23 protein-coding genes and 1 tRNA gene are annotated in these 25497 nt (G+C 69.8%); 10 read left to right on the top strand and 14 right to left on the bottom strand.

The genetic code is table 11. The annotated features are described in order from the left end of the window. The first annotated feature begins 29 nt into the window (after window positions 1-29). Together FVQ89_RS14005 and FVQ89_RS14000 are read left to right on the top strand one after the other, a co-directional pair. Window positions 30-563: a type IV toxin-antitoxin system AbiEi family antitoxin domain-containing protein gene (locus FVQ89_RS14005; RefSeq protein ID WP_147902607.1), complete on the top strand. Its 534-nt coding sequence runs from the start codon at window positions 30-32 to the stop codon at window positions 561-563. Then, on the top strand, window positions 560-1471 hold the full coding sequence (locus FVQ89_RS14000; protein WP_255513637.1) for a nucleotidyl transferase AbiEii/AbiGii toxin family protein: 912 nt from the start codon (window positions 560-562) through the stop codon (window positions 1469-1471). The genes FVQ89_RS14005 and FVQ89_RS14000 overlap by 4 nt, the downstream gene beginning before the upstream one ends. A 171-nt stretch (window positions 1472-1642) precedes the next feature. On the opposite strand, the gene FVQ89_RS13995 is transcribed toward FVQ89_RS14000, so the two are convergent. The 4 genes from FVQ89_RS13995 to FVQ89_RS13980 all read right to left on the bottom strand — a co-directional run bounded on the left by FVQ89_RS13995 (window position 1643) and on the right by FVQ89_RS13980 (window position 4437). Then, window positions 1643-1714: transfer RNA gene (locus FVQ89_RS13995), tRNA-Gln, on the bottom strand. An 87-nt stretch (window positions 1715-1801) separates the two neighbouring features. Then, a complete protein-coding gene (locus FVQ89_RS13990; RefSeq protein WP_147902606.1) occupies window positions 1802-2032 on the bottom strand; it encodes a DUF167 domain-containing protein in 231 nt (76 codons plus the stop codon). 10 nt (window positions 2033-2042) lie between these two features. Continuing rightward, window positions 2043-3551, bottom strand: coding sequence for a glutamate--tRNA ligase (gene gltX / locus FVQ89_RS13985; protein ID WP_147902605.1), 1509 nt, complete (start codon window positions 3549-3551; stop codon window positions 2043-2045). A 31-nt stretch (window positions 3552-3582) separates the two neighbouring features. Next, entirely contained in the window at window positions 3583-4437 is an 855-nt protein-coding gene (locus FVQ89_RS13980) for an EamA family transporter (protein WP_147902604.1), read from the bottom strand. Between the two features lie 134 nt (window positions 4438-4571). Between FVQ89_RS13980 and FVQ89_RS13975 the strand changes: the two genes are divergently transcribed. Next, window positions 4572-4997 carry a pyridoxamine 5'-phosphate oxidase family protein gene (locus FVQ89_RS13975; protein WP_147902603.1) on the top strand — a complete coding sequence of 142 codons (426 nt, stop codon included), beginning with the start codon at window positions 4572-4574 and terminating at the stop codon, window positions 4995-4997. Between the two features lie 12 nt (window positions 4998-5009). Here the strand turns inward: FVQ89_RS13975 and FVQ89_RS13970 are convergent, their stop codons facing one another. The 3 genes from FVQ89_RS13970 to FVQ89_RS13960 all read right to left on the bottom strand — a co-directional run bounded on the left by FVQ89_RS13970 (window position 5010) and on the right by FVQ89_RS13960 (window position 7972). Then, the gene (locus FVQ89_RS13970) at window positions 5010-5768 is read right to left on the bottom strand and encodes a DarT ssDNA thymidine ADP-ribosyltransferase family protein (protein ID WP_147902602.1); all 759 of its coding nucleotides are present in this window, start codon (window positions 5766-5768) and stop codon (window positions 5010-5012) included. Window positions 5769-5893: 125 nt separating this feature from the next. Further along, the gene (locus FVQ89_RS13965; RefSeq protein WP_147902601.1) at window positions 5894-7495 is read right to left on the bottom strand and encodes a M28 family peptidase; all 1602 of its coding nucleotides are present in this window, start codon (window positions 7493-7495) and stop codon (window positions 5894-5896) included. A gap of 96 nt (window positions 7496-7591) precedes the next feature. After that, a complete protein-coding gene (locus FVQ89_RS13960) occupies window positions 7592-7972 on the bottom strand; it encodes a DUF5997 family protein (protein ID WP_222706105.1) in 381 nt (126 codons plus the stop codon). Window positions 7973-7995: 23 nt separating this feature from the next. Here FVQ89_RS13960 and FVQ89_RS13955 point away from each other — a divergent pair, with 23 nt between their 5' ends. After that, window positions 7996-8526 (top strand): LysR substrate-binding domain-containing protein, encoded by a 531-nt coding sequence (locus tag FVQ89_RS13955; RefSeq protein ID WP_147902600.1) that lies wholly within the window; start codon window positions 7996-7998, stop codon window positions 8524-8526. A gap of 155 nt (window positions 8527-8681) precedes the next feature. On the opposite strand, the gene araA is transcribed toward FVQ89_RS13955, so the two are convergent. The 5 genes from araA to FVQ89_RS13930 form a co-directional block, all read right to left on the bottom strand. Beyond that, window positions 8682-10199: an L-arabinose isomerase gene (gene araA, locus FVQ89_RS13950; protein WP_147902599.1), complete on the bottom strand. Its 1518-nt coding sequence runs from the start codon at window positions 10197-10199 to the stop codon at window positions 8682-8684. Next, window positions 10196-10894: an L-ribulose-5-phosphate 4-epimerase gene (locus tag FVQ89_RS13945; RefSeq protein ID WP_147902598.1), complete on the bottom strand. Its 699-nt coding sequence runs from the start codon at window positions 10892-10894 to the stop codon at window positions 10196-10198. Before FVQ89_RS13945 ends, araA begins: the two co-directional genes overlap by 4 nt. Next, on the bottom strand, window positions 10891-12486 hold the full coding sequence (locus tag FVQ89_RS13940; RefSeq protein ID WP_147902597.1) for a xylulokinase: 1596 nt from the start codon (window positions 12484-12486) through the stop codon (window positions 10891-10893). Before FVQ89_RS13940 ends, FVQ89_RS13945 begins: the two co-directional genes overlap by 4 nt. Before the next feature lie 144 nt (window positions 12487-12630). Next, window positions 12631-13908 (bottom strand): MFS transporter, encoded by a 1278-nt coding sequence (locus FVQ89_RS13935; protein WP_147902596.1) that lies wholly within the window; start codon window positions 13906-13908, stop codon window positions 12631-12633. A gap of 143 nt (window positions 13909-14051) precedes the next feature. Further along, window positions 14052-14630 carry a TetR/AcrR family transcriptional regulator gene (locus tag FVQ89_RS13930; RefSeq protein WP_147902595.1) on the bottom strand — a complete coding sequence of 193 codons (579 nt, stop codon included), beginning with the start codon at window positions 14628-14630 and terminating at the stop codon, window positions 14052-14054. A 74-nt stretch (window positions 14631-14704) separates the two neighbouring features. Here FVQ89_RS13930 and FVQ89_RS13925 point away from each other — a divergent pair, with 74 nt between their 5' ends. Continuing rightward, on the top strand, window positions 14705-17431 hold the full coding sequence (locus FVQ89_RS13925; RefSeq protein ID WP_147902594.1) for an alpha-L-rhamnosidase: 2727 nt from the start codon (window positions 14705-14707) through the stop codon (window positions 17429-17431). Between the two features lie 24 nt (window positions 17432-17455). Here the strand turns inward: FVQ89_RS13925 and FVQ89_RS13920 are convergent, their stop codons facing one another. Together FVQ89_RS13920 and FVQ89_RS13915 are read right to left on the bottom strand one after the other, a co-directional pair. Continuing rightward, on the bottom strand, window positions 17456-18478 hold the full coding sequence (locus tag FVQ89_RS13920) for a LacI family DNA-binding transcriptional regulator (protein WP_255513634.1): 1023 nt from the start codon (window positions 18476-18478) through the stop codon (window positions 17456-17458). A 23-nt stretch (window positions 18479-18501) separates the two neighbouring features. Then, window positions 18502-18939 (bottom strand): DUF1905 domain-containing protein, encoded by a 438-nt coding sequence (locus tag FVQ89_RS13915; RefSeq protein ID WP_147902593.1) that lies wholly within the window; start codon window positions 18937-18939, stop codon window positions 18502-18504. A gap of 304 nt (window positions 18940-19243) precedes the next feature. On the opposite strand from FVQ89_RS13915, the gene FVQ89_RS13910 reads away from it, so the two are divergent. The 5 genes from FVQ89_RS13910 (at window position 19244) to FVQ89_RS13890 (ending at window position 25487) form a co-directional block, all read left to right on the top strand. Next, the gene (locus tag FVQ89_RS13910) at window positions 19244-20203 is read left to right on the top strand and encodes an ABC transporter substrate-binding protein (protein ID WP_147902592.1); all 960 of its coding nucleotides are present in this window, start codon (window positions 19244-19246) and stop codon (window positions 20201-20203) included. An 80-nt stretch (window positions 20204-20283) separates the two neighbouring features. Then, the gene (locus FVQ89_RS13905) at window positions 20284-21885 is read left to right on the top strand and encodes a sugar ABC transporter ATP-binding protein (RefSeq protein ID WP_147902591.1); all 1602 of its coding nucleotides are present in this window, start codon (window positions 20284-20286) and stop codon (window positions 21883-21885) included. Then, the gene (locus tag FVQ89_RS13900) at window positions 21882-22910 is read left to right on the top strand and encodes an ABC transporter permease (protein ID WP_147902590.1); all 1029 of its coding nucleotides are present in this window, start codon (window positions 21882-21884) and stop codon (window positions 22908-22910) included. The genes FVQ89_RS13905 and FVQ89_RS13900 overlap by 4 nt, the downstream gene beginning before the upstream one ends. Beyond that, window positions 22907-23923 (top strand): sugar ABC transporter permease YjfF, encoded by a 1017-nt coding sequence (locus tag FVQ89_RS13895; RefSeq protein WP_147902589.1) that lies wholly within the window; start codon window positions 22907-22909, stop codon window positions 23921-23923. Before FVQ89_RS13900 ends, FVQ89_RS13895 begins: the two co-directional genes overlap by 4 nt. A gap of 40 nt (window positions 23924-23963) precedes the next feature. After that, entirely contained in the window at window positions 23964-25487 is a 1524-nt protein-coding gene (locus FVQ89_RS13890; RefSeq protein WP_147902588.1) for a sugar ABC transporter ATP-binding protein, read from the top strand. Window positions 25488-25497: the final 10 nt, after the last annotated feature.

Raw genomic sequence — 25497 nt, 5'->3', positions numbered from 1 at the left:
TGGTACGCTATTGACACGGAGGTGCGGTGATGGGATACCGGCGTGACCTGTGGGAGATCGCAGCGTCCCGCAACGGCGTAGTGACCATTGCGGAGGCGGAGGACGTCGGGGTGCCCGCGGTCGAGGTGCGGAAGCTTGCTGGGCGCGGTGCGCTCCGGGCATACGGGCAGGGCGTCTACACACACCGTGACGTGCCGACGACCCCGTTCACCGAGCCGGCCGTCGCGGTCGCGCTTGCCGGCGAGGGCGCCTTCCTGCAACGCGAGTCCGTGCTCGACCTCCTGGGCTTGGGGCAGTTCAACCCGCCCAGGGTGCGGGTCGGCACCCGTCGCCGAGTTCGGCGTGCCCTGCCGGGATGGATGGACCTGAAGTACCGCACCGACATGCCTGCAGAGGACCTCACCGAGTACGAAGGCATCCCGGCGACGACCGTGCGGCGGGCGCTGGAAGACATGCGGCACCGCATGCCACCCGAACGCTGGGAAAAGCTCGTCGATCAGGCGCTACGACGCGACCTCATCGACGTCGGGGAGCTCCCGGCGGAAGCTGCGGCGCCCGCATGAGCGAAGTGGCGCCGCCGCTGAACGTAACCCAGCTCAACGACCGACTCGCCCACGTTGCGAGCGAGCTGAGCATCCCGATCGCCCGCGCCCGCGTGATGCTGTGCACCCTCATCGTGTCGCAGATGCTTCCCGACGCGGTCGCCATCAAGGGCGGCATGGGCGTGAAGTTGCGCCTGGGAGAACGCGGCACACGCGCCACCTCCGACCTCGACCTGTCGACTCACGCCCGCGGCGAGGAGTTCGAGCAGGCGTTCCGTGCTCGGCTCGCCGCGGGGTGGGGGACGGTGCCTCCGTCGAGAGGCGAGCTGCGTCGCGATCCCGAGGCTCCCGATCGGGTCGCCTTCACCGCGACGGCGCGCACCGCGCGGCGGCACGATCCGGGGCTCGCCCGCCCCGAGTACGTAATGCACCCGTACCGGGTGTCGATCGCGTTCCTCGGCAGCGCGTGGGGCGCGTTGGAGGTCGAGGTCTCCGATCCCGAGATCGACACGCATGCCCACACGCCGAGAGAGATCGACGGCGAGCTTGTGGAGTTCGGCGCGCGCTTCGGGTTCGGCGACCTGCAGCCGGTCGAGCTGGTCGATCTGGAGTATCAGCTCGCCCAGAAGATCCATGCCGTCACTGATCCCACCTACGAGCGAGCACACGACCTGGTCGACCTGCAACTGCTCTGGAACACCGGGCCCGACCTCACGACCCTGCGGAACCTGTGCGAGCGGACCTTCGACTGGCGCCGCCAGCAGCCCTGGCCGCCGCTGCCGCTGCGACCGATGGACGACTGGGATCTCGCCTACGCCGATGTGCGGGACGAGACCGAGGTGGACGGTCAAACGCCGGTGCTCCCCGACATCGCCTCCGCTCGCGAGTGGCTCGCGCACATCATCGAGACAGTCGCCAACGCGGCGTAGTGAACGCGGAACCATGAAATCCCCGGTGGTGCCATGACGGCACCCCCGCACATCCGGCCTCGGACCTCGACGCGTGGGTGATCTCCTCGTTGGCGTGCCCGAGCGGCCAGCTGGCGGCGCTCGAAACGCTCGCAGAAACGAGAAAGTCCCGGTGACCGGGACTTTTCAAAGCTGGGGTACCTGGACTCGAACCAAGAACAACTGAACCAGAATCAGCCGTGTTGCCAATTACACCATACCCCAAGGGCTCGGCCAGGGGCCGATCCGCGGTGGCTCGGAAAACCGAACCGACCGCCTACTCTACCGCACGCGCGGGGGTGCTCCGGTCGCTCAGCGATCGAGCTCCAGGGTCTTCTGCCGGGAGGTGTGCCCGCGGCGGATCGTGACGTCGCGGCGGCGCATCCCGAAGTGCGCGGCGACGACCTTCACGACGGCCTCGTTCGCGGCTCCCTCGACCGCGCGCTCCCGCACGTGCACGACGAGCACGCCATCCGGGCCCTCCTCCACGAGCGGGCCCTTCGACGAGCCCGGCTTCACCCGAACCTGCACGAGCTCCGCCACGGCGAGCGCCCTAGGCGAGGCTGCGGCGGAACCGCTCGATGCGGGCGAGGGTCGACTCCTTGCCGAGGATCTCCATCGATTCGAACAGCGGCGGGCTGATCCTGCGACCCGAGATCGCCGTGCGCAGCGGCCCGAAGGCGGTGCGGGGCTTGAGTCCCGGTCCGCCCTCTTCGGCCGGTGTCAACAGGGCCGCACGCAGCGCCGCCTCGATCTCCACTCGACCGAACTCGTCGAGCTGCTCGAGCGCCGCCTCGGCCGCGTCGAGCACGAGGCGCGCCTCGTCGACGTCCTTCGGCAGCGCATCGGCCTCGAACACCAGCTCGTCGTCGGGTGTGAACAGGAACTGCAGCATGCCACGCGTCTCGCCCAGCAGGCCCACGCGCTCCTGCACGAGCGGCGCCGCCTCCCGCAGGATCGCCTGCTCGGCGGCCGTCGGCGGATCGGCGACGAACCCCTCGAGGTAGGGCACGATCCGAGCGGTGAAGTCGTCCACCTGCAGCATGCGGATGTGGTCGCCGTTGATCGACTCCGCCTTCTTCAGATCGAAGCGGGCAGGGTTGGGGTTCACGTTGCGGATGTCGAACGCCGCCACCAGCTCGTCGCGGGTGAAGACATCGCGATCCGGGGCGATCGACCAGCCGAGCAGCGCCAAGTAGTTCAGCAGCCCCTCATGCACGAAGCCGCGGTCGCGGTGGTGGAACAGGTTCGACTCGGGGTCGCGCTTGCTGAGCTTCTTGTTGCCCTCCCCCATCACGTACGGCATGTGGCCGAACTGCGGGATGAAGTCCGTGACCCCCGCCTCGATAAGGGCGAGATATAGCGCGATCTGTCGCGGCGTCGACGGCAGCAGGTCCTCACCGCGGAGCACGTGCGTGATACCCATGAGCGCGTCGTCCACCGGATTCACAAATGTGTACAGCGGGGCGCCGTTCGGGCGCACCACGACGAAGTCGCTGAAGCTGCCCGCGGGGAACGTGATGTCGCCACGCACGAGGTCGTGCCACGAGAGGTCCTCGTCGGGCACACGCAGACGCAGCGCCGGCACTCGGCCCTCCGCGCGGAACGCGGCCCGCTGCTCGTCGCTGAGGTCTCGCTCGAAGTTGTCGTAGCCCTGCTTCGGGTCACGGCCCGCGGCGACGTTGCGCGCCTCCATCTCCTCCGGAGTCACGAACGACTCGTAGAGGTGACCGGATGCCTTCAGTCGCTCGATGAGCTCCAGGTAGATCTCGGTGCGCTGCGACTGGCGGTACGGCCCGTGCTCGCCGCCGACCTCGACGCCCTCATCCCAGTCGAGCTCCAGCCAACGCAGAGCGTCGATCAGCTGCAGGTAGCTCTCCTCCGAGTCGCGTGCCGCATCCGTGTCTTCGATGCGGAACACGAGCTTGCCGCCCGTGTGCCGGGCGTACGCCCAGTTGAAAAGCGCGGTGCGCACCAACCCGACGTGGGGGGTGCCGGTGGGCGAGGGGCAGAACCGCACGCGCACATCGGCGCCGGAGGCCTGCGAGAAGGGGAGCGACATCCCCTCGATCCTACCGAGCCGCGCGCGAGCCTCAGCCGAACACGAGCGCGACGGATGCCCCGAGCGCGAGGGCCACGCCGACGACCTGCACCGTCGTGAGACGCTCACGCAGCACGACGAGCGCGAGCAGCACGGTGCCGAGCGGATACAGCGCGCCGAGCACCCCCATGATCGCGAGCTCGCCCAGGTGCAGACCCCACACGAGCAGCGCGTTCGCGGCCGCGAGCAGGAGGCCCGCGCCTGCCGCGAGAGCGAGCCCCCGGCGATCCGCGCTCAGTACCGGCAGCGCCGCACCCCGTCGCATCCGCAGCACCGCCACGACCACCACGAACACGGCGAGCCCCACGATCAGGTCGACCAGGAGCGGCACGAGCTCCGACTCGGGAGGCGTCGCCTCGATGAGCACGTTGTAGCCGCCGAATCCGATGCCCGCGAGCACGGCGAGCACCACGACACGCACGCCGACCCGTCCGCCGGACTGCTCGCGCGTGACCCCCAGCAGCACCGCCGCCACGACGAGCGCCGCGAGCGCCGCGTACCCCACCGGCGTGAAGCGCTCGCCCCGCAGGATGCCGACCACCGCGGGCAGCAGCGCCGCCACGGCCGCGACCGTCGGCGAGATGACGCTCATCGGGCCGATCGCGAGCGACGCGTAGAACGCCCAGATCGCGAGGGCGCCCGCGACACCGGCGAGGACACCGAGTGTCACTGCCTCGACCGACCAGACCGAGCCCATGAGCGGCGTCACCACCGCGATCGGCACGACGGCGGCCGCGAAGCTCACGAGACTCACGAGCACGGGCGGGATGCGCCGCGCCCCCAGCCCCCCGAAGAAGTCGGAGACGCCGTAGATCACGGCGCTCGCGAGCCCGAGGAGGACGATCATGTGCCCATCCAAGCGGATGCGGACGACACCGTGGGGCGCGCCTTCGACCGGGAGCACCCCCGCGGGTCGAAGGTCCCTGGCGCCGCGAGAGGCATCGCGCGACGATGGACACGGATGACGTGCGAGGTGGCGACATGAGCGATGCGATGAACCCGGTCGAAGAACTCGATGAGCGCGAGTGCTGGGAGCTTCTGGAGCTCGCCCCGTTCGGACGGCTCGCCCTTGCGGCGGGCGGCGAGATCGACATCTTCCCGATCAACTACGCCATCCACGACGGCGCCCTGTATCTGCGCACCGCCCCCGGCACGAAGCTCGTCGAGCTCACCGCCCACCCCGAGGTGGCCCTCGAGATCGACGGCTGGGACGAGGGCGAGGCGTACAGCGTTGTCGTGAAGGGTGTCGCCGAGCGGCTCGAAGCCGCCGCCGACATCGAGCACGCCGAGAGCGCGGTGCCGCTCACGCCGTGGGCGCCGACGCTCAAATACCGCTGGGTGCGCATCCGGCCGCGGCACGTGACCGGCCGCCGCTTCCGCCGCGGGCCGGAGCCCGAGCGGGACTGAGGCCGAAGGCAGCTACTCGGCGGGCTGGAAGCTCGGCGGGTGCACCGCGATCCGCGGCACGGTCGCTCCCGCGTCCGAGAACATCTCGCGCACCCGATCGCGGATCTTGTCGTTCGCGACCGTGATGATGGCGACCGAGGCGAGCGGCACGGGGCCCGGGGCCAGCAACTCCGCGTCCCGGAAGTCGGGATCGAGCGCGTGGATCCGGCGCAGCGCCGCCGTGCCCGCGTCGCGTCCGGCGGCGAACCGGGTCGTGACGCCCGCGGCATCCGCGTCGGCGAGGATCACGTCATCACCGAGGGCGTCGACCGGCACCGCGAGCACGACGAACTCGGTGGCTCGGGAGGCGCGGGCCGCATCCGACCAGTGGGCGCCCTCGGCGCCGGATCGCAGCTCGCGCCAGCGGTTCGCATCCTGGGCCACATAGAACGGGACCAGCTCGGCGACGCTGCGGCCGTCCGGAACGGTCGCCGAGGCGCGCAGCTCGCGGGTCGTCGCGGAGCTGAGGTCGACATCCGGCTCAGCGCCGGCCACGAGCGCACCATCGAGCGCAATCGACTCGAGGGTGCGCACGTGGGTCACGTGGAAGACGCGGCGGCCGGGGAGCTTCAGCGTCGCCGGCGCGGCGGGCGCCGAGGCGGTCCGCACGGTCGTCGCGCGCGGCGCGCGAGTGGCGGTGCTGCTGCGAGCCGCCCGCACCGGCTCGGGCGCCTTCCGCGGGTAGCAGATGTCGCAGAGACCTTCGTCGAACCCGTGGATGCATTCCGGCACCCGACGAGCCTACGTGCCGTGGGCGAACGGCGCGGGGCGGGACGGTATCCGGATGCGGACCGGCCGGGCAGCGGGGGGTGGATGCTGCCCGGCCGGGTGCCGCTCATGTGCGGAGCGTGGTGCGCTCAGCGCTTACCGTCACCTCCGTGGGAGCCGTGGAACCCGCGGCCGTCCCATCCGTGGTTCTTGTTCCACTTCTTCCACGAGCCGTCGTGACCGTGGTGTCCGTGCCAGCCCCAACCCCAGGAGGAGACCGAGCCGAACGTCGCGACCGCGTGGGCCACGGCATCCGCCATCTGACCGAGCACCGCCCCGTCGACGTTGTCCTTGGTGTCACAGGCCTGGTGGTAGCAGGGGTCGTACGGCTCCCCCGCCGTGCCGCCGAAGATCGCGGCCTCCTCCTCGGTCTTGATCCCCTCGGCTCCCGTGAACAGACCGCCCGCCGGGATGCCCGCGTCGATGAACGCGGCGTAGTCGCTCCGACCGTCGAACTCGGTCGGCGCCGTCTCGAGCCCCTTCGATGCGAAGTGCTCCACGAACGTCGCCTCGATCTCGGCCGAGCCCTCGGGGCCCTCGTCTCCGAACTCCGAGCCGTCTCCGTCGTAGACGAAACGCACCGGGTTGGGCGATCCGACCATGTCGAAGTTGAGGTTCAGCGCCGTGTTCGCGACGCCCTCCTCACCGAGCTGCGAGACGTAGTAGTCCGACCCCTGCAGGCCGTCCTCCTCGCCCGACCACCACGCGAACACGAGCTGGTTGGCCGGCTTGGCCTTGAGCTTCGCGAGCTTCAGCGCCACCTCGAGGATCGTCGCCGATCCGGTGCCGTTGTCATTGATGCCGGGTCCCTCCGCAACGGAGTCGAGGTGGGCACCGACCACGACCTGCTCGGTCGGATCGCCCTTCTTCGACCGCGCGAGGAGGTTGAAGGTGTCGACCGTCACGGTCGTCGTCTCGAGCACGATGCTCACCGTCGGATCGGTCGCCGTCGCGAGCGTCTCACCGATCTCGAAGCTCGTGCCGAGCACCGGGATGCCGATGCCCAGCTCGCCGAGCGTTCCGAAGATCACGCCGAAGCGGTCGTCACCCGGCACGTCGTTGCCCTGGTTGAACACGACCACCGCGGATGCCCCCGCCGCCTCCGCGTTCGCGGCCTTCGTGGCGAAGTCGCACGAGCCGCGTTGCACGAGCGCGATGTCGCCGGCCGGGAAGCCGGCGAAGTCCTCGGCCTCACAGCCGGAGGTCGACGCACGATCTCCGTCGAGGTTGATGTCCACGGGAGTGACCGCACCCTCCTCGACGGCACCCTCGCCCGAGTAGTCCATCGGATAGAACTCGTCCTCGAGCACGTAGTCCACCGGATCCGGCGAGACCTGCGAGAACTCCGCCCGGTCGATGTTGACCTTCTCGTAGCTGAACGGCTGGCGTTCGGTGCTGTAGCCGGCGCGCTTCAGGAGCTTCTCGATGTAGGCGGCCGTCTTCTCGTGCCCCTCCGTGCCGGCGGCTCGGTTGCCGTCGTAGCGATCGGCGATCCACTGGAACGTGCGCAGCCGCTTCTCGATCGAGTGCGCGGAGACCGCGCGCTGCAACTGCTGCGACACCGAGGTGTGTCTATCTCCGCCATGACCCGGGCCGGTGCCTGCGATGGCCGGTGCGGCGGATCCCAGAACCAGGATCGCGCCTGTCGCGACGGCGGTGGCCGTCATCATCGACTTCCGTGTTGCTCTCACGTGTTCCCCTTACTCACGTGTGCCGTCCGCTGTTCAGACGACACGGACGCGAGCGACGTTACCCCCCGAACGGGGGTAGACCACATGAGAGTCTGCTCATGTGCGGGGGCGAGCCCGACCCCGCTCCGCGTGGAGCCACTCGGGCGGATCCGCGATGAGCGCCTGGATCTCGGCGGTCGTCATCGAATCCGAGACGCCTGCCCGGGCCAGGCCCGAGTTGGTGATCCCGAGCCGCCGCGAGACCTCCTGCCGCGGATGCGGTCCCTCGGCGCGGAGCGTGCGCAACCACTCGGGCGGATCTGCCTGCAAGGCGGCGAGCTCGTCGCGCGAGTGCTGCACGTCCCGGAACTCGGGCGGCGCTGCCGGCAGGTAGATGCCGAGCTTCTTGGCGGCCGTCTGCGCCGAGAGGTACTGCGGCTTCGGGGGCTTCGGGGGCTTCGGCTGCTGGCGGCGGTCCTCGCGGGGCTCCTCGGTCATCCTCCGAGGGTAGCCTCGTCAGCGTGTCCGTCCCGTTCGTCGTCGCGTTCGTGCCCGGTGTGACGCCCGGCAAGTGGGAGCGGATCTGGCGGGATCGGATGCCGCGCTCGTCGCTCGAGCTGACGCCCCTCCCCCAGCCGGAGGCGCTCGACGCTGTGCTGGGGGCCTCCGCACGGATGGCGTTCCTGCGGGATATCGCGGCCGACGACACGCTTCACGCGATCCCGCTGTACCGTGAGCGGCCCGTCGTGGTGGCACCGAAGGATCACGCGGTCGCCGCGTTCGACGAACTCGCCCTCGCCGACCTCACCGGCGAGACGATCCTCGACGGCCAGGGCGCCGACACGGTCGAGCTCGTCGCCGCCAACGTGGGACTCGCGGTCATGCCGATGTCGGTCGCACGCGCCCACTCACGCCGCGATGTGATCGCCCGGCCCGTCACCGACGCCCCCGACACGGGCATCTCCCTCGTCTGGCGCGCGGATGCCGACGACCCGCGCATCGACACCTTCATCGGCATCGTGCGCGGCCGCACGACAAACTCCTCGCGCTGAGGCTGGTGACGACCCCTTGAGCGGAGCGAGACGGGGTACGGGCCGCGGGCCGCTGGCTCGGGACTGGCGGGAGCGCATCGCCGTCAGGCGATACGCGGGGGACGCGGGCCGCGGCCCGTACCCCGTCTCGCTCCGCTGACCAGTGCTCGCCTGCGCTAGAGCCCCTGCGCGAGCCGGTAGAACGCCGCGTTCGCGCGCACCTGGTCCTCGAACGACCGCACCGTCGTCGCGTCGTCGATGATGAGCAGTTCGACACCCGCGATGCGCGCGAAGTCCTCCCACGCCTCGATGCCCACCTGGTTGGTCATGACCGTGTGGTGCGCAGCACCCGCGATGAGCCACGAGGTGGCACTCGTGCGGAAGTCGGGCGCGGGCTTCCACACCGCACGACCGACGGGCAGCTTCGGCAGCGCCGCGGGCGGTTCGACGTTGGTGACGGCGTTCGCCACGAGGCGGAAGCGCTCGCGCTGGTCGCTCAGGGCGACGACGACGGCCGGGCCCGCATCCGCCGTGAAGACGAGACGCACCGGGTCGTCCTTGCCGCCGATCCCGAGCGGGTGGATCTCGAGGCTCGCCTTCGCCGACGACAGCGCCGGGGACACCTCCAGCATGTGGGCGCCGAGAATCAGCTCGTCGCCCGGGGTCATGTCGTAGGTGTAGTCCTCCATGAGGCTCGCCCCGCCGGGCAGGCCCGCCCCCATGACGGCCGCGATGCGCACGAGCACGGCCGTCTTCCAGTCGCCCTCCGCGCCGAAGCCGTAGCCGTCGGCCATGAGCCGCTGCACCGCGAGGCCCGGAAGCTGGGTCAGCTCACCGAGGTCTTCGAACGAGTCGGTGAACGCGGTCGCGCCGACCTCTTCGAGGATCGACCGCAGCCCGAGCTCGATCGCGGCGCCGGAACGCAGCGACTCGTGCCGCTCGCCCCCCACCAGCAGCTCGGGCACGACGTCGTACTCGGCGAGATACACCTCGACGAGCGCGTCGATGTCGGCATCCGTCTGCGCGTTGACACGCGCGACGAGCTCGTTGACGCCCCAGGTGCTGACGCTCACGCCGAGACGGATCTCGGCCTCCGTCTTGTCGCCCTCGGTCACCGCGACGTTGCGCATGTTGTCGCCGAAGCGGGCGACGCGCATGCCCTGCGACGCCTTCCACCCGGCGGCGGCTCGGCTCCAGGTGCCGATCGCCGCGGTGACCTCCGGGTCGGATGCGTGACCCACGACCGTCTTCCGCGGCACCGACATGCGGCTCAGGATGTAGCCGTGCTCGCGGTCGCCGTGCGCGGCCTGGTTGAGGTTCATGAAATCGAAGTCGATCTCCGACCACGGCAGCGCCACGTTCGCCTGCGTGTGGAAATGCAGCAGCGGCTTCTGGAGCGCGTCGAAGCCGTGGATCCACATCTTCGAGGGGCTGAAGGTGTGCATCCAGGTGATCACGCCGATCACCTGATCGTCGGAGTTGGCGTCGATCATGGCACGGCGGATCGCATCCGAGCTCTTCAGCACCGACTTCCACTCGATCGTCACGGGGATGTCGGATGCCTCCTGCAGCAGCGCCGCCACACCCTGCGACTGCTCGGCGACCTGACGCAGGGTCTCCTCGCCGTAGAGGTCCTGGCTGCCGGTGAGGAACCAGACCGTGTAGGTCTTCAGGTCGGGGATGATGCTGGTCACTGGAGTTCTCCCTGCGGCTTCTGGCCATAGACGTTCTGGTAGCGGTCGAAGAGCGCGTCGATGCTCTCCTGGGGAATCGGCAACGGGTCGCCCAGCTGCCGGGAGATGTGGATGGTGCGGGCGACGTCTTCGCACATGACGGCCGCCTTCACGGCGTCCTTGGCGTCTTTGCCGATCGTGAAGACGCCGTGGTTCTGCATGAGCACCGCGCGCGAGCGGTGACCGTCGAGGGTCTGGACGATGCCGCGTCCGATGGAGTCGTCGCCGATGATCGCGAACGGCCCCACCGGGATCTCGCCGCCGAACTCGTCGGCCATCCCGGTGATGACGCACGGGATCGCCTCGCCCCGCGCCGCCCAGGCGGTGGCGTAGGTGGAGTGGGTGTGCACGACCCCACCGACGTGCGGCATGTTGCGGTAGACGTAGGCGTGCGCGGCGGTGTCGCTCGAGGGGCTCCGCTCAGAGCCCGGGGTTCCGGGGATCACGTTGCCGTCGAGATCGCAGAGGATCATGTTGTCGGGCGCGAGGTCGTCGTAGCTCACCCCGCTCGGCTTGATGACGAAGAGGTCTTCGCCGGGCACGCGCCCCGAGATGTTGCCTCCGGTCCAGATCACGAGGCCGTAGCGGATGAGCTCCGCGTGCAGCCGGGCGACGTCCTCTCGGACGGCCTCGATCGCGGCATCCCGCGCGTTCATTCGCTCTCCTCCTGCGCGGCGACCGCGCGGTCGCCGATCGATCCGATGGCGGCACGCTCGATGGCGAGCCCCGCCTGCCAGTTCTCGAGGTAGGAGGCGTAGGCCTCCACCTCGGATGCGGTGGGCTCAACGGTGCGCATCGGCGCATCCGCGAAGATCTCGTCCGCGAGCCAGGTGCCGAGGTCGCGGCCGGACGCCACCCCGGAGTCCACCGCGCCGCGGTAGGCCGCGAGGAGCGCCATCCCCCACGCGCCGCCCTCGCCGGCGCTCTCACCGACGGCGACGGGGGCATCGAGCGCCGCGGCGAGCGCACGCTGGGCCACCTCGCCTGCGCGGAACAGGCCGCCGTGGCCGACGACCGCGTCGACCGTGACATCTTCGTCGGCGAGGCCGCGCATCCCGACACTCAAGGCGGCGAACACACCGAACAGCTGGGCGCGCGCGAAGGTCGCGAGAGTCAGGCGGGATCCAGGGGTGCGCACAACGAGCGGGCGACCCTCATCGGTGCCGAGCACCGGCTCGCCGGAGAGCAGGTTGTAGGCGAGCACACCGTCATCGCCCGCGTCGAGCGCGCCACCGAGCACGGCCGCGAAGATCTCGTCGGAGCCGGCGGTCGAGCCGAGCGCGGAGGCGAACTCCGCGAACACCCCCACCCAGGCGCCGAGTTCGCTCGATCCGTTGTTGCAGTGCACCATCGCGACCGGCAGGCCCGCCGGTGTGGTGACCACGTCGATCTCGGGTCGCGGCCGCGCGAGCGCGCGCTCGAGCACGACCATCGCGAAGATGCTCGTGCCGGCGCTGACGTTCGCGGTGCGCGGGCTCACGGCGTTCGTCGCGACCATGCCGGTGCCCGCGTCGCCTTCGGGCGGAGAGAACGGGATGCCCGGCCGCAACGCGCCGCTCGGGTCGAGCAGCGCCGCCCCTTCGGCGGTGAGCGCGCCGGCATCCGCTCCCGCGGGGAGCACCTGCGGAAGGAGGTCGGTGAGCTGTGTCGTCGCGCCGGCGGCGGTCGCGAGCTCGTCGTAGCGCGCGACGAGCTCGGCGTCGTAGTCGCCGGTCGACGAGTCGATCGGGAACATGCCCGAGGCGTCGCCCACGCCGAGCACGTGCCGACCGGTGAGCAAGCCGTGCACGTACCCCGCGAGGGTCGTGAGGCGGCGGACTCGAGGGGCATGCGGCTCGGTGTCGAGAATCGCCTGATGCAGGTGCGCGATCGACCAGCGCAACGGGATGTTCACGCCGAGCGCGGCCGAAAGCTGCTCGGCTGCGGGACCGGTGTTGGTGTTCCGCCAGGTGCGGAACGGGACGAGCAGTTCGTCGTCTCCGTCGAAGGCGAGGTAGCCGTGCATCATCGCCGAGACGCCGATGCCCGAGACCGTCGCGAGCGGAGCGTCGAGCGCCCCGACGAGGTCGGCGTACGCGGCCTGCAACCCGTCGCGCACCTCGTCGAGCGGATACGTCCACAGGCCGTCGACGAGACGGTTCTCCCAGGCGTGGGAGCCGGTGGCGAGCGTGGCCCCGGATCCATCGATGAGGCATGCCTTGATGCGGGTGGATCCGAGCTCGATCCCCAGGTACGTCTCGGCGCTCATGTGGGTCACGGCCTCCTCGCCGGTCGGAGCTGATCGTCGATGTTCACGTTAACGAACATCGCGACGATACCCTACCGCGCGCGCCTGAACGACGGTGGAGGCCCCGATCGGCGATCGAGGCCTCCACCTGTCGAGCGTCCTTGGCTAACTGCCCGGGGTGGCCACGAGTTCGTCGGGCCGCGACTCGCCCAGGAACTCGTTGCGACGGTCCCGCGTGCGGAACACGAGCCACGCCACGAGCAGGCCGATGCCGCTCACGATCGCGAGCAGCAGGAACAGCACGCTGGCCCCGGCCTCGACGATCATCGGCGTGACGGCGGCACCCGCGGCGGCGACGAACCGTGCGACCGCGATGACCGTGCCCTGCGCCGTCGTGCGCAGGAGAGTCGGGAACTGCTCCTGCGTCCAGACCTTCATGATGGCCTCGCCTGCGAAGGTTCCGCCGCCGATCAGCAGGATCACCGCCACGAGATAGGTCGCCACCGAGAACCCGAAGACTGCCGGGATCAGGAGGCCGACGACCGAGAGCACCGCGCCGACGGTGAAGTACACGAAGCGTCGCGGCTTGTCGACGATCTTCATGAACCACAGGATTCCGATCAGACCGACCGGAACCGACGCCAGGCTCAGCGCCGACGCCGTCGAGACATCCGTTCCGGCCGCGTTCACGAGCAGGTAGGGGCCGAACTGTCCGAAGGTGTTGTAGCCGAGGTTGACGAGCGCGTAGAAGACCGCAAGCCCGAGGAGTGGGGCAAGGTAGGGCGCGCGGAGGAGTTCGCGAACGGTCGTGCGTTCGGCGCGCACCGATGCCTCGCCCGCCTGGCGGGCGCGCCGCGCCGCGAGCCACACAGCCGATTCTGGGATCGTCAGCCGGAGCAGGAGCACGATGAAGGCGACCCCTCCGACGTGGATGAACAGGATCTGCGCGCCCAGCTCGCCGAGGTTGCCCACGACTGTGCCGATCAGGATCCCGGACACGACGCCCGCGAGCCAGAGAACGTTCGAGAACGCCACGATGCGACCGCGATTCGTGTCGTTCGCGGCCTCCGAGATCGTCGACAGGGAGACGGGCAGGTCGGCACCTGTGCCGAGCCCGACGAGGGCGGCGCCCGCGACGATCAGGCCGAAGGATCCGCCGACGACGAGCAGTGCCGACCCGAGCACGACCACGATCATCGTGATCGTGAAGACGGGGCGACGGCCGAAGCGGTCGCCGAGCTTGCCACCGACGAGGGCGCCGATCGCGATACCGACCGTGAGGATCGCCGACGCGGCGCCCACCTGGGCCGCATCAAGGCCGAGCACCGCCTGGTGGATGACGATCGCGATGCCGAAGCTCATGATCGCTGCGGCGTCGATGTACGACGCCATTCCGGACACCACGCCGACCCACCACGGGCGGGGCTGGCTTCTTTCGCTCATGACATTCTCCCTTGAATGAGTGATCGGCTATTCGCGAGGGCGTGAGGGGCGCCCCGCTGCTGAGCGAGTGAAACGTATCACACATACCAACCAGTTGGTAGGTGAGCATGGAGATGGCTGCGCGCCCGCACCGCAGCCTCCGCTCACTCGGGGGCGAGCGAGCCGAGCATCTCTCTCACGAGCCGCATGCCTGCGACCACATCGACGCTTTCGTCGAGCAGCCACTGCGCCTCAAGCCCCTCCTCGGCGGCGAGCAGCACGGCGGCGAGCAGGATCGGGTCGATATCCGCACGCAGAGATCCCGCACGCTGAGACCGGCGGATCCCCTCGGCCATCAATTCACGGAGCGTGCGTTCACGGGCGGCCGCCCATTCGTGCGCCGGGTGGTCACTCGAGGCGGCTTCGGCCTCGAGGATGTGCCCGAGGCGGATGAGCGGACGGATCTGCAGCACCTCCTCGATCTGCCCCACCATTCGGTCCAGCATCTCCTCGACACCGGAGGAGGTCTCGGCGAGTTGCGTGACACCAAGACGGTCGTCGCGGCGCTCGAGGATCGCGAGGAGAAGCGCCTCCTTGCTCGGGAAGTGGTGCAGCAGTCCGGCCCGCGTGTAGCCGGCCGCCACCGCGACGTCGTTGAGGCTTCCGCCCCGGTAGCCGCTCTCGGCGAAGACGCGCTCGGCGGCATCCAGGATGCGCTCGCGGGGGCTGGCGATCTCGGTCATGGCTCCTAGTCTGGCCCCTGATAGAGTCGGCCTACCTACTAGTTGGTAGGCGCAACGACGCGACAGGAGATCCCATGCTCGTCCCGACCGCTCTCCGCACCTCCGGGCGGATATCCCCCGAGGGCCTCGATGGGACCCCCGAGTTCAGCTGGCAACTCGCCACCGACGCGAAAGGGGTGATTCTCGGGACGGCGCAGGTGGTGGTGCGGGACCTCGCAGGAGAGCCGGTGTGGGACTCCGGTGCGATGCCCGTGACCGTGCCCACGATCCGCTACGCCGGGCCGCAGCTTCCCCCGCGCAGCACCTTCACCTGGCAGGTCGTCGTCTGGGACGCCGACGGCACGGAGTCCGACTGGTCGGAGCCCGCGCAGTTCTCGACGGGCCTTCTCGGCGCAGGCCTCGAGCCGGCGCGATGGATCCGCGTGGGCGACGAGCCCGCCGTCGGCGAGACGGCGCCGGTGCAGTACCTCCGTCACGAGTTCACGCTTCCGAGCGCGCCCGTGCGTGCCCGCTCCTACTCCACCGCACTCGGCTGGTACCGCCTGGGCGTCAACGGGCAGGACGCCCTGGGACCCGGGATCTTCCCCGGATTCACCGCCTTCGAGGCACGCGTTGAGTATCAGGTGCGCGACATCACCTCGCTCCTGCACGAAGGCGACAACGCGGTATCGCTGCTGCTCGCCGACGGCCGTTACCGCGGGCGCATCGGCGCTCTCGGTCAGCCGGCGATCTACGGCAACCGCACGGCGGTGATCGCGCGGCTCGAGATCGAACTCGCCGACGGCAGCATCGTCGAGATCGCGACCGACGACTCGTGGGAGGGCGGCACCGGCGAGATCGGCGCATCCGACCCTCGGGAGGGCGAGACCATCGACGCCCGCCTGCGCGGCGCGTGGGATCGGATCGGCGGATCCATTCCGCATCCCGAGCGCGTCGTCGCGGTCGAGGAGCGGCGCTCGCTCGTGGGCGAGGGGCCTGCTCCGTTCGCCGCTGCAGCGCCGATCGCCGAAGTGTCGCGCACCCGCGCACCCTCCGGAGCGCTCATCGTCGACTTCGGGCAGAACCTGCACGGCGTCGCGCGGATCACCGCCCGCGGACCGGCGGGCACGGAGGTCGTCGTCCACCACAGCGAGGTGCTGACCCCCGAGGGCGAAGTCGATCTCGACTACCTCTTCGCGGGGATGCCGGTCGACATCCACCTCGGCCCGAACCGCCTCATCCTCTCCGGTGAACAGGACGAGTTCGAGCCGACGTTCAGTACCCAGGGCTTTCGCTACATCGCGATCACCGCTCCCGAGGGCGTCGAGATCCTGCAGGCGGCTGCGGTGCCCATCCACGCGGCGATCGACTACGACGGCCGCTTCACCTCGTCGAACCCGCTCGTCGACCGGTTCCACGAGAACGTCACGTGGAGCATGCGCGGCAACTTCCTCGACGTGCCGACCGATTGCCCCACTCGCGAGCGCAGCGGATGGACCGGCGACGCCCAGGTGTTCGCCCGCACGGCCCTGCTCATGGCCGACACCGCACCGTACCTCGCGAACTGGATGGTCGATGCGCGCCTCCAGCAGCACACCGACGGCACCATCCCCGACATCGTGCCGGTCGACGCGAACAACTGGCGCGAGGGTGCCGAGCGCGAGGAGATGGCCCCCGGCATGCCGCTGCCCCCTCCCGGCTCTGCAGGCTGGGGTGACGCGATCGTGCTCATCCCGTGGTCGATCTACCTCGCCACCGGGTCCACCACGGCACTCGAGGAGAACTACACCGCGATGTCGCGATGGATCGAGCGCTATGCGACGCTCGCCGCGAGCAGCGGAGCCGACGACCCCTACTTCGTCAACGCCGGCTACCACTGGGGCGAATGGCTCGAGCCCGCAGGCGAAGGCGACGGCGTCCTCGACATCATGTCGATGACGCAGGATCTGCATGTGCATCCGCGTGCGTGGGTGGCGACCGCCTACTTCGAGCACTCGAGCCGACTCCTCGCACAGATCGCCGAACTGCTCGGGCATGCAGAGGATGCGGCGCACTTCACGGTGTACGCCGAGGGTGCGCGCGATGCCTGGCAGCGGCACTACATGCCCGAGAACGGGCTGCTGCCGGAGGCGCAGGCGACGTACGTGCGCGCTCTCGAATTCGGCCTCGTGCCGGCGGAACGTCGCGCCGCGACGACAGCGCGTCTCGTCGAGCGAATCCGCGAGCGCGGCACACACCTCGGCACGGGCTTTCTCAGCACCGGGTTCCTGCTCGGGCAGCTCTCGGAGAACGGCGCGGATGACGTCGCCCTCGACTTGCTGCTGCAGACCTCGGCTCCGTCGTGGCTCGGGCAGGTCGAGGCAGGCGCCACCACGGTTTGGGAGTCCTGGACGGGACACGACGAGAACGGCCGAGCGATCATGTCGCATAATCACTACTCGCTCGGCGCCTCCGCCCGGTGGCTGTATGAGCGGCTCGCGGGCATCCGGCCCGCGGCGCCCGGGTGGGCGCGCATCACTGTCGACCCGCTGCTCAACCGGCGCATCGACCGGGTGAGCGCCCAGACCGGTACGCCGTTCGGCCCGCTCGGCATCGAGTGGTCGCTCGAAGGCGTGCACGCGGTGGCGACCGTCCGCATTCCGGCGGGGGCGAGCGCGACCATGACGCTGCGGGGAGGGCGAGCCGAGTCGGCGAGCATCGACGGCGAGACCCTCGCCGGATCCGACCGCGTCACCGAGGCAGACGGCGCCCTCGCGGTCCAGCTCGGCTCGGGAACGCACCGTGTGGAGTGGACGGCCGCGGAGTCGGCGATCGTCGCGTGACCGGTCGGGAGGGGGTGAGCGAGCTCACTCCCTCCGGGGCGTCACGCTCCGCGGCACCGCGGTCGACGCGCGCACCACGAGCCGTGGCGCGATGACCGCCTCCACCGGGGGCGCGTCCGGATCCGGAGCGATACGTGCGAGCAGCGCCTCTACGGCGCGGCGCCCGACGAGCTCGAAGTCCTGCTGCACGGTCGTGAGCGCGGGCCGCTGATATTCCGCCTCGGGGATGTCATCGAACCCGACGACGCTCACCTGCGAGGGAACATCCCGCCCGGCATCGGCGAGTCCGGCGATCAGACCGATGGCCATCTGGTCGTTCGCGGCGATCACGGCGGTGGTCGACGCCTCGATCTCGGCTGCGACCGCGAATCCGGATGCCGCGCTCCAGTCGCCGCGGAGCTCCGGCCCCGGCACCACGCTCGCATCGTCGAGAGCCGCGAGCACGCCCTGCCGACGCGCGGTCGCCTCGAGGTACCCCTCGGGCCCGGACAACAGCTGCACGTGCGTGTGGCCGAGCCCGAGCAGATGCTCGGCCGCGAGCCGCGCCCCGGCCGACTGGTCCACCCCGACGCCCGTGGGGCGGTCGGGCGCCTGCAGGGTGACGAGCGGCACGCGGATGTCGAGATCACGGATCGCGGCGAGCACCGTCTCGTGCGGAGCGATCACCACGAGCGCCTCGACCGCCTGATCGAGGAGGAAGCCGAGGGCTGCGACGCTCGCGTCATGCTCGACGGCGGCGGCGGTCACGAGCGGGTGGTAACCGTGCTCGCGCGCGGCGCGCTCGACCGCGAGCACGCTCGACGCGGGACCGTGCTGAGCGACTTCAGGAGAGAGCACGCCGATCGCGCGGGTGCGGCTCGTGACGAGCGCGCGAGCGGCGAGGTTGCGCCGGTAGCCGAGCTCGGCGATGGCCGCGAGCACCCGATCGCGCGTCTCCGGTCGGATCGACGGGTAGTCGTTGAGCACTCGCGAGACGGTGATGTGGCTCACTCCGGCGCGCGCAGCCACGTCGTGCATGTTGGGGGTGTTCCTCGACGCCTGCGCCACCGGCCCAGGCTAGCGGCACGGGTTCAGGCGTCGGAGAGCTTCGCCACCACGGCCGCGACCCGCCGGGCCCGCGTCTCGGCCGCCTTGGCCGACTCGACGGACGTCACGTGCGCCTTGCGGCGGCTGGGGGCGAGGCGCTCCCAGGCAGCGGCGGCAGCCGGATCCGCGGCGAGCGCCTCGGCGAGGTCGGTCGGCGGCTCGACGATCCGAGGGCTCGCATCGAGCTCCAGCTCGACCTCGATCGCCTCACCACCCGAGAGCCCTGTCGCAGCGCGCTTGTCGGACGAGAACGGGATGAGCGACTTCCCTCCCATGACGCCGACCGTCGACTCATAGCGGAATCCGTTGACCGTCACGATCACGGGAGGCCTTTTCCCAGCTCCGAGTCCCTCGATGACCTCCGGGGGCACTTCGATGCCGGTGTTGTTGCCCATCTTCAGCAGGGTCGTCGCGAACCTCATGGCGGACATCATCGCGCATCCACACGGCTGGGCTCGCGATCCGTCGCAGCCGGCAGCGGGAGTGGCCTCGGGATGTCCGATGTGAGCGATCACGCGAGCGCTCCCACAACTCACCGTCGGCAAGGCATCGAACCCCCAACATTTCAGTCACGTTATCAAACCGTTATGGAACTTTCCTTGCCAAGGCGGGAAATGTGAAGGCTAACATTCAGGCGATGTCCACCCCCCTGGTGACATCGCGCCAAGAGACATACCACCATCACCACCGGCAGCGACGCCGGGGCCAAAACGAGGAGGTTTTGGAATGAAGAAGATCCTGGCGGGCGTGGCGATCACGGGAGCGATCGCTCTCGCATTGACCGGCTGCGCAAGCGACGGCACGGGCGACGGCGGAGATGAACTCATCACCGTCGGCTTCGCCCAGACCGGCTCCGAATCCGGATGGCGCTCGGCGAACACCGAGTCGATGAAGGAAGCGTTCTCGAAGGACAACGGCTTCGACCTCATCTTCAACGCCGCCGACAACAAGCAGGAGGCCCAGATCGCGGCCGTCCGCAGCTTCATCAACCAGGGCGTCGACGCGATCGTCATCGCGCCCATCACGGTCGATGGCTGGGACGACGTGCTCACGGAGGCCAAGGACGCCGGCATCCCGGTGATCCTCGAAGACCGCACCGTCTCGGCGAGCGACGACCTCTACGCCAGCTGGGTGGGCCTCGACTTCGAGAAGGAGGGCCACACCGCGGGTGAATGGGCCGCGGCGAACGCCGACGGCTCGAACCTCGTCGTGCTCGAGGGCACCACGGGATCGGCCCCCGCGCTCGATCGGGCCGCGGGATTCAACTCGGCCATCGAGGGCTCGAGCATCAACCTGCTCGACTCGCAGACGGGTGACTTCACCCGCGACGGCGGCAAGAAGGTCATGGAGGGCTTCCTGCAGAAGTACGGCAGCGAGATCAACCTGCTCTTCGCGCACAACGACGACATGGGTCTCGGTGCTCTCGACGCCATCACGGCGGCAGGCCTGACCCCCGGTGAGGACATCAAGATCGTCACCATCGACGCGGTGCACGACGGCATGCAGGCTCTCGCCGACGGGAAGTTCAATTACATCGTCGAGTGCAACCCGCTGCTCGGAGAGAAGGTCGCGGAGCTCGTGAAGGCGGTGCTCGCCGGCGAAGAGGTCGACAAGACCACGATCGTCCCGGACGGGGCCTTCACCCAGGAAGACGCGATCGAGCTGCTGCCGACGCGCCCCTACTGATCCGACGCACCACCACCATCCGTCGGGGACCGGCCCTGCGTCGGTCCCCGACGGTCCACTCACGACACGAGGACGCCTCCATGCCTCCGGCACCCGCACCCGCGCACGCATCCGCGCCGATCGTCGAGATGCGCGGCATCACGATCGAGTTCCCCGGCGTCCGCGCGCTCGACCGCGTCGACTTCACTCTCCGCGGCGGCGAGGTGCACACCCTCATGGGCGAGAACGGCGCCGGCAAGTCGACCCTCATCAAGGCCCTCACGGGGGTCTACGCGATCGACGCCGGCGAGATCACGGTAGGAGGCGTCCGCCGTTCCTTCCGCGGGACGGCGGATGCGCAAGCTGCCGGGATCTCGACCGTCTATCAAGAGGTCAACCTCTGCGCGAACCTCTCGGTCGGCGAGAACGTCATGCTCGGCCACGAGCCCCGCACGGCGCTCGGAGCGATCGACTGGAACGCCACGCATCGCGCGGCCGCCGGACACCTCCGCGCCCTCGGGGTCGAGCTCGACACCCGCTCGGTGCTGTCGAGCCACTCCATCGCCATCCAGCAGCTCGTCGCCATCAGCCGCGCGATGGTGACCGACCAGACCGTGCTCGTGCTCGACGAGCCCACCTCGAGCCTCGACCGCGGCGAGGTGGTGCGCCTGTTCGGCGTGGTGCGCGAGCTCCGCGATCGCGGCGTCGCGATCCTCTTCGTCACGCACTTCCTCGACCAGGTCTACGAGATCTCGGACCGCATCACGGTGCTGCGCAACGGCGCGCTCGTCGGCGAGTACGCGGCAGCCGACCTCCCCCGCGCCGAACTCATCTCGAAGATGATCGGCCGCGAGCTCGACGAGCTCGCCGCGATCTCCACGAGCGCCGATCGGAGCATCGACCGGCAGAACGTGCCCGTCATCCGTGCGACCGGCGTCGGTCGCCGCGGCGTGCTCGAACCGGTCGACATCGACGTCTTCGACGGCGAGGTCGTCGGCATCGCCGGCCTTCTCGGGTCCGGCCGCACCGAGCTCGTGCGCCTGCTGTACGGCGCCGACCGCGCCGATACCGGTCGCATCGAGGTCCGCGGCCGGGCGACGCGCATGAACACGCCCCGGCACGCGATCGATCGCCGCATCGCGCTGTCGTCGGAGGATCGCCGCGCGGAGGGACTCGTGAGCGACCTCACGGTGGCCGAGAACATCGTGCTCGGCATCCAGGCCAAGCGCGGCGCCCTCCGCCGCGTGCGCCGGTCCGAACAGGAGCAGATCGTCTCCGAGTACATCCAGGCCCTCGGCATCCGCCCCGCGAACCCCGACGCTCTCGTGCGCAACCTCTCCGGCGGCAACCAGCAGAAGGTCCTGCTCGCCAGGTGGCTCGCGACGGCGCCGCAGCTGATCATCCTCGACGAGCCGACGCGTGGCATCGACGTGGGTGCGAAGGCCGACATCCAGCGCAAGGTCGCCGAGCTGTCGGAGCAGGGGCTCGCCGTCGTCTTCATCTCCTCGGAGCTCGAGGAGGTCATCCGCCTCGCACAACGCATCGTCGTGATGCGGGATCGGCGTAAGATCGGCGAACTCACCTCGCACGACATCGAAGTCGGCGACCTCGTCGACTTCATCGCCCACGAGCACGACGATCCCGAGGAGCACCCTCCGGGATCCGAGAGCACGACCACGCAGAGCCCGGAGACCGTGGCATGAAGAAGATCGTGAAGCACCGGCTGTTCTGGCCGATCGCCGCACTCCTGACGCTCATCGTCGTCAACACCGTCGCGCGCCCCACGTTCATCAGCGTGACCGTCCAGAACGGGCAGCTCTACGGCGCGCTCATCGACATCCTGCGCAACAGCACGCCCCTCATGCTCGTCGCGCTCGGCATGACGGTCGTGATCGCCACGCGCGGCATCGACCTCTCGGTCGGCGCGATCATGGCGGTCTCGGGGGCCGTCGCGCTCACGATCATCGCCGACTCGCCGACGCCGGACTCGCTCGGCACCGTGCTCGTCGCGATCGGCGCGGGTGTGCTGGTGGCGCTGCTCCTCGGGGTCTGGAACGGGTTCCTCGTCGCCGTCGTGGGAATCCAACCCATCATCGCGACCCTCGTGCTCATGCTCGCGGGGCGCGGCGTCGCGCTGCTCATCACCGGCGGGTTCATCACGACGATCAACTCCGAGCCGTACCGGTTCATGGCGCAGGGATACGTGCTCGGCCTGCCGTTCGCGTTCTTCGTGTCGGTCGCCGCAGTGGCGATCGTGGCGCTCATCGAACGACGCACAGCGCTCGGCGTGCTCACGGAGTCGGTCGGCATCAACCCCGAGGCGAGTCGCCTCGCCGGGGTGCGCGCCCGCGGGATCATCTGGGGCGCGTACGCGGCGAGCGGTCTGCTCGCCGGATTCGCCGGGATCCTCTACAGCTCGAACATCATGGCCGCCGACGCGAACGCCGCCGGCCTCTACATCGAGCTGTATGCGATCCTCGCGGTCGTGCTCGGCGGCACCTCGCTCATGGGCGGCAAGTTCAGCGTCGCGGGCACCGTGATCGGTGTCTTCACGATCGAGACGCTCCGATCGACGATCCTCTTCCTCGGTGTGCCGTCGGCGGTCGCCCCGCTGTTCCTGGCGATCGTCGTGGTGATCGTCGTGCTCGTCCAGTCGCCGCGCCTGCGCGGCCACATCGCCCGGCTCGCGCAGTCGCTGCGCCCCCAGAAGACGGAGACCGCCCGATGACCACCGCGACCACCACCGCCGAGCGCCGCTCCCCCGGGGTCGTCGCACGGTTCATGAGCCGCCGCGCCTCCTGGGTGCCGGTGTTCGCTGCCCTGGCGCTGCTCATCGTGATCTTCGCTCTCGCGCAGGCGCGGTTCGGCAACTTCCTCACCCCTCGGGTGATCTCGTCGCTCCTGCTCGACAACGCCTACCTGTTCATTCTCGCCGTCGGCATGACGTTCGTGATCCTGACCGGCGGCATCGACTTGTCGGTCGGCGCCGTGATGGCGTTCACGGGGATGTTCGGCGCCAGCCTGCTGCGCGACGGGGTGCCGAGCGCCGCGGTCGTGCCGATCATGCTGCTCATCGGAGCCGCGATGGGTCTCGCGATCGGCGTCATGGTGCAGTTCTTCGACGTGCAGCCGTTCATCGCATCCCTCGCCGCGATGTTCGCCGCCCGCGGGCTCGCCTTCATGGTGAGCCTCGACTCGATCAAGGTCGAGGACACCGCCATCCTGTGGTTGCAGTCCACGCGCCTGCAGGTGGCGCCGGGCAGCTGGTACATCACCCCCACGGGCATCATCGCCCTGCTCGTCGTGCTGGTCGGTGCGCTCGTTCTCGCCCTCACCCGCTTCGGTCGCACGATCTACGCCATCGGCGGCAACGAGAGCTCCGCCCGCCTCATGGGCCTCCCGGTGGTGCGCACCAAGCTGCTCGCATACGTCGTGAGCGGAGTCTGCGCTGGGCTCGCCGGAGTCGTCTTCACGGCCTACACGGGCGCGTCGTATCCGCTCAACGGCATGGGCACCGAGCTCGACACGATCGCCGCGGTGGTCGTCGGCGGCACCCTGCTGACCGGCGGCTCGGGCTTCGTCGTCGGATCGATGATCGGCGTGTTCGTGTACGGCACGATCAAGTCGGTGATCTCGTTCCTCGGGGCCGACCAGTCATGGACGCGCATCTCGATCGGCACGCTGCTGCTCGTGTTCGTGGTCGTACAGCGGATCATCGTCGCCCGCTCGAACCGCCGATAGCGCCGTGCACGGGCCGCGGGAGGTCCCGCGCGGGCATGATATGAGGATGGTCGACGAGACTCGGCCGGTCGTGGAGGTGACCGGCGCAACGGTGCGCTTCCCGGCGGAGCTGGCACTCGATCGCGTCGACTTCCGGATGTTCCCGGGCGAAGTGCACTCGCTCATGGGCGAGAACGGGGCCGGCAAGTCGACCCTCATCAAGGCGCTCACGGGTGCGCTGCCGCTCGACGCGGGCACCATCCGTCTCGCCGGCGATCGGGTGCGCTTCGCGAACCCGCGCGAGGCGATCGACGCGGGCATCTCGACCGTGTACCAGGAGATCGACCTGCTGCCGAACCTCTCGGTCGCCGAGAACATCTGGCTGGGACGCGAGCCGCGCAGACTCGGACTCATCGACGGGGCGCGGATGCGCGAAGACGCCCGTACCGTGCTCGCCGACCTCGGGCTCGATGTCGATCCCGCCTCCCTGCTCGGCACGCACTCCCTCGCCGTGCAGCAGCTCGTCGCGATCGCCCGCGCGATCTCGACCGAGGTGCGCGTGCTCGTGCTCGACGAGCCGACCTCGAGCCTCGACCTCGACGAGGTCGCCGAGCTGTTCCGCGTGATCCGCGAACTGAAGAGCCGAGGTGTTGCGATCCTCTTCGTGTCGCACTTCCTCGATCAGGTCTACGAGATCTGCGACCGCGTGACCGTGCTGCGCGGCGGGCGACTCGTCGGCGAGTACCTCACCCGTGAGCTGCTGCGGATCGACCTCGTGCAGAAGATGCTCGGCCGGGAGTCGGGTGAGCTCGTCGCCCGGCAGAGGTCCGACCCGCCGAGCGGCGAGATCGCGACGCCCTACCTGAGCGCCCGCGGCGTCGACGCACCCGGGGTGGGGGGCGCCGACGTCGACCTCGTCGAGGGAGAGGTGCTGGGCGTCGCGGGGCTCCTCGGATCCGGCCGCACGGAGCTCGCGCGTGCCCTCACCGGTGTCGACGCCATCACGTCCGGGGTGATCCGCATCGCGGGCGCGCCGATCCACGCCCGGCATCCGCGGCAGGCGATCTCGCTCGGCGTCGTGTACTCCTCCGAGAACCGCCGCGCCGACGGCATCATCGGCGAGCTGTCGGTGCGCGAGAACATCACCCTCGCACTGCAGGCGCAGCGCGGCGTGCTCCATCGCATCCCCGCGGCGCGCCAGCGCGAACTCGCCGCGAGCTGGATCGACGCGCTCGACATCCGACCCGCGGATCCGGAGCGTCCCGCCCGGACGCTCTCCGGCGGCAACCAGCAGAAGGTGCTGCTCGCGCGCCTGCTCGCGCTCGCGCCGCGGGCGCTCGTGCTCGACGAGCCGACGCGCGGCATCGACGTGGGCGCCAAGGTCGAGATCCAGAACCTCGTGACCGAACTCGCCGACAACGGGCTCTCGGTCGTGTTCATCTCGGCGGAGCTCGAGGAGGTGCTGCGCGTCTCGGACCGCATCCTCGTGATGCGCGACGGCGAGATCGTGGCGAGCAGTGCCGCCGAGTCGCTCACGGTCGACTCCCTGCTCGCGCTCGTCGCCCGCCCGGACGACGAGGGATGATCGGACCACG

The organism is Homoserinibacter sp. GY 40078 (assembly GCF_008017545.1).
Classification (GTDB): Bacteria; Actinomycetota; Actinomycetes; order Actinomycetales; family Microbacteriaceae; genus Homoserinibacter.
The sequence above is the reverse complement of the archived record's forward strand: the minus strand, read 5'-3'. Positions and strand labels throughout refer to the sequence as shown.